General features: G+C 41.5%; 4 protein-coding genes. 1 reads left to right on the top strand and 3 read right to left on the bottom strand.

The features are described from left to right. Positions 1-2: 2 nt before the first annotated feature. Both proS and ispG read right to left on the bottom strand, forming a co-directional pair. Entirely contained in the window at positions 3-1,514 is a 1,512-nt protein-coding gene (gene proS / locus QAI40_RS17080; RefSeq protein ID WP_299983979.1) for a proline--tRNA ligase, read from the bottom strand. Beyond that, positions 1,498-2,592 (bottom strand): flavodoxin-dependent (E)-4-hydroxy-3-methylbut-2-enyl-diphosphate synthase, encoded by a 1,095-nt coding sequence (ispG, locus tag QAI40_RS17075; protein WP_299983977.1) that lies wholly within the window; start codon positions 2,590-2,592, stop codon positions 1,498-1,500. The genes proS and ispG overlap by 17 nt, the downstream gene beginning before the upstream one ends. A gap of 351 nt (positions 2,593-2,943) precedes the next feature. Between ispG and QAI40_RS17070 the strand changes: the two genes are divergently transcribed. After that, a complete protein-coding gene (locus tag QAI40_RS17070; protein ID WP_299983975.1) occupies positions 2,944-3,186 on the top strand; it encodes a hypothetical protein in 243 nt (80 codons plus the stop codon). Between the two features lie 21 nt (positions 3,187-3,207). Here the strand turns inward: QAI40_RS17070 and QAI40_RS17065 are convergent, their stop codons facing one another. Beyond that, positions 3,208-3,528, bottom strand: coding sequence for a hypothetical protein (locus QAI40_RS17065; protein WP_299983973.1), 321 nt, complete (start codon positions 3,526-3,528; stop codon positions 3,208-3,210). Positions 3,529-3,705 lie beyond the last annotated feature (177 nt).

The raw sequence follows: 3,705 nt of genomic DNA, 5'->3' as shown, positions 1-3,705 counted from the left end.
GCTTAATATGCTTTTGCAAAAAGTACCCTTCTTGAGCTGGAGTTATTACAACAAATACAACACCCCTCTTCTGTAGGGCTGTCAAAAGGAATACAGCGGATGGTAACGGACAGATCTTTTTTTATTTTTTCCTCACATTTTTCTGATCCGCACCAATGGGCCATGACAAAGGCACCATTATTAAATCCCTTGGCTTTTTTATATAATTTATAAAAGGCTTTTTTATCATCAATCTCAAATGTGTTTTCTTTTCTGTAGTTCTCCGCCCGGTTAAAAAGATTATCCTGAATATTGTCCAGAATATCTGTAATCCGGTCAATAAACTCCTCTCTGTTCATGGATTGTTTCTGACTGGATGGTTCATCTCTTCTGGCCATAAAAACACTGTTTTGTTCAATATCTCTCGGCCCCAGCTCAATCCGGACAGGAACACCCTTTTTCACCCATTCCCAGCCCCTGGCACCGCCGATATCCCGGTCATCAATTTCAACTGTGACATTTCTGCCATAGTAGTGTTTCTCTTCCAATGCATCTTTAAGGCTTTGAGCGCTTTCCATGACAGCTCGATTGTCTCCATCCTTTTTGAAAATTGGAAGAATGACGACATGGGCCGGTGCCACCCGGGGTGGAAGCACAAGACCGTCATCATCCGAATGCACCATGATCATCCCGCCAACCATACGGGTGGATGTTCCCCAGGATGTGGTCCAGGCATAGGCTTCTTCCCCTTGTTCATTTTGAAATTTAATATTGGAGCCTTTGGCAAAATTCTGACCCAAAAAATGGGATGTACCTGCCTGAAGCGCCCTCTTATCCTGCATCATGGCTTCGATACAGGTCGTATCTTCCGCCCCTGGAAACCTTTCTGCAGCGGTCTTTCTGCCCCTGATCACGGGCATGGCCAGATATTCTTCAACAAATTTTGTGTAGACATCCAGCATGAGCATGGTTCTCTCTTTTGCTTCGGTCTCCGTGGCATGGGCGGTATGACCTTCCTGCCATAAAAACTCACTGGTTCTTAAAAACATCCGGGTCCGCATCTCCCATCGAACCACATTGGCCCACTGGTTTAATAGAATGGGAAGGTCCCTGTAGCTTGATGTCCATTTGGCCATGGATTCCCCGATAATGGTTTCAGATGTGGGGCGGACAATTAATGGTTCGGCAAGCTTTCCGGCCGGTTTCAATCCCCCTTTATCATCTTTTTCAAGCTTGTGGTGGGTGACAACCGCACACTCTTTGGCAAATCCTTCCACATGCTCGGCTTCCTTTTCCAGATAACTTAAAGGAATAAACAAGGGGAAATAGGCATTTTTTACCCCTGTTTTCTTAAACATGGCATCTATCTCACGCACCATATTTTCCCAAAGCGCATACCCCCATGGCTTTATCACCATGCATCCCCTGACCGCTGAGTTTTCTGCCATCTCCGATACCTTAATCACTTCCAGATACCAGGCAGGATAGTCTTGTTCCCGGGTGGGTGTAATCGCTGTTCTATTTTTTTTTGCCACTTAGTTCCTCCGAATTCTTTGTCATTTTATCTATCTCGCTCAGCAATTGATCCACAAGTTTATCCTGATCTATTTTTCGCACCACTTTTCCCTTTTTAAATAGAATCCCCATGCCATCACCACCCGCGATACCTATATCTGCCTCTTTTGCTTCACCGGGTCCGTTTACAACACATCCCATAATCGCAACTTTAATCTTAGAAGACCGTTCAAGTAAAGCTTTTTCTGTTTCTTCAGCAATTTTAAAAAGATCAATTTTACACCGTCCGCATGTGGGGCAGGAGATCAATTCCGGACCCCGGCTTCTGATTCCCAGTGCCCTTAAAATCTCATAACCGGTCCTGATCTCTTCAACAGGATCCCGTGTCAATGAAACCCGAATAGTATCACCCAACCCTTCTGCCAGCAGCATACCGATCCCGATGGCCGATTTTGTGATGCCGGCATAAAGACCCCCGGCTTCTGTTACCCCGACATGAAACGGCACATTGATTTTTGATGCCAAAAGCCGGTAAGCCTTTACCGTTCTTGAAACATCCGAAGCTTTCAGGGAAACTTTGATATGATGGAAATCTAAGTCTTCAAGAATTTTTATATTGCGCAATGCACTTTCCACCATGGCCTCAGCCGTTATGCCAAGACGCTGTTCAATCTCTTTTTCAAGAGAACCTGCATTCACACCGATTCTTATGGGGATGCCATGATCTTTTGCGCAATCCACGACAGCCCTGATCTTTTTGGCTTCCCCGATATTACCGGGATTTATTCTTAAAGCATCAGCGCCTGCCCTGGCAGATGCCAACGCCAGCCTGTAATCAAAATGAATATCAGCGATGACTGGAATGGTAATGCGCTGTTTAATCTTCTCAATGGCCAATGCTGCTTCCATATCCGGAACTGCTACACGGATAATTTCACACCCTGCCTTTTCAAGGGCAAGGATCTGCTTAACCGTGGCTTCCACATCCTGGGTCTGGGTATTGGTCATAGACTGGACTGAAATCGGTGCATCAGAACCAATCTTAACCTTTCCGATACTAATTTGCCTTGTTTGCCGTCTTTGTTGAACCAGCGACATCTTATTGTCCTGCAATTTACAAAAATTAAAAGCTCACAGCATTGCGTTTAAACTGTAAGCTAAAAAATATTCACTTTCTTAAAAGATATCAAAGCTGTTCTTTTTATTCAAGACAACACTCTTTTAAACTTTGGGCAACCCCTATTAACCTTTCAAAAGCTTCTGGAATGTGTTTCTACCAAAATAATTGATAGTTATTCTTTTTTAATGTTGCTTTTCGTTTCTTTTAAGAATACTAAATTAGGAACAGACTATTGAATCTGCCATCAAAGCACTTCTCAATAAAGGCAAGATAGATCCTTGCCTGGAGGGTAGATAAAAATTGATTTTTGATTTCGGGAGTGATGCATTATGGAAATAAATCCAACAAGGGTGACTATTGTATTAAATTGTGGTGACCAGGTAACCGGGGAAATCAACATAATGAGTTTTAAAAGGTTTTCTGATTTTATAGAAACGCATGGCGCGAAACATCTAAAATTATTCAATATAACAAAAGATATTAATACATCAGATTTAATAGCAGATTTTTTTTTGATACCAAAAATAAATGTTCGTTATTATCAATCGTTTGATGAAACAAGGGATACATAGAAATAATTTCAAGCATTTCTTTTAATAAAAAACATCTAAAATATTGTTACCCATATCCGGCAACTCATCATTACCCTCATCTATAACCTTATAAATGGTATTCATTGTTTCAATAACCCCTCTTTCCCGATCAATTGAGCAGATATAAGATGAGATCATGTGCCAGCCAGGTTTATACCTACCGGCTGAATCTTCAACAACCGTACCACTGAACTTCAAGGGTCCAGGGTCAAGCAAAACTCCGGGGAAAGTAACTAAAAATTCTTCTTCCAAACCCTCTATGTCCGGCAAGATCAGGTGATGAAGTTGCCAATTCCTGATCAATCCACCATCTTTTTTCATGTTTAATAAATCCTGTCTTTTTCCTGGACTACATCTTTAACCCAAGTTCGTCATTTTTTTAAAAATCAAGGCTAATTTTATCAAAAAACCATGGGGTTGAAAATATAACGCACTGTATTTATTATATTTATTTTTTTGCTCGTCAATGTAGTGACCCATAGATTAATTTTATTGTTG

Origin of the sequence: Desulfobacula sp. (genome assembly GCF_030611305.1) — a bacterium.
GTDB lineage: Bacteria > Desulfobacterota > Desulfobacteria > Desulfobacterales > Desulfobacteraceae > Desulfobacula.
The sequence above is the reverse complement of the archived record's forward strand: the minus strand, read 5'-3'. Positions and strand labels throughout refer to the sequence as shown.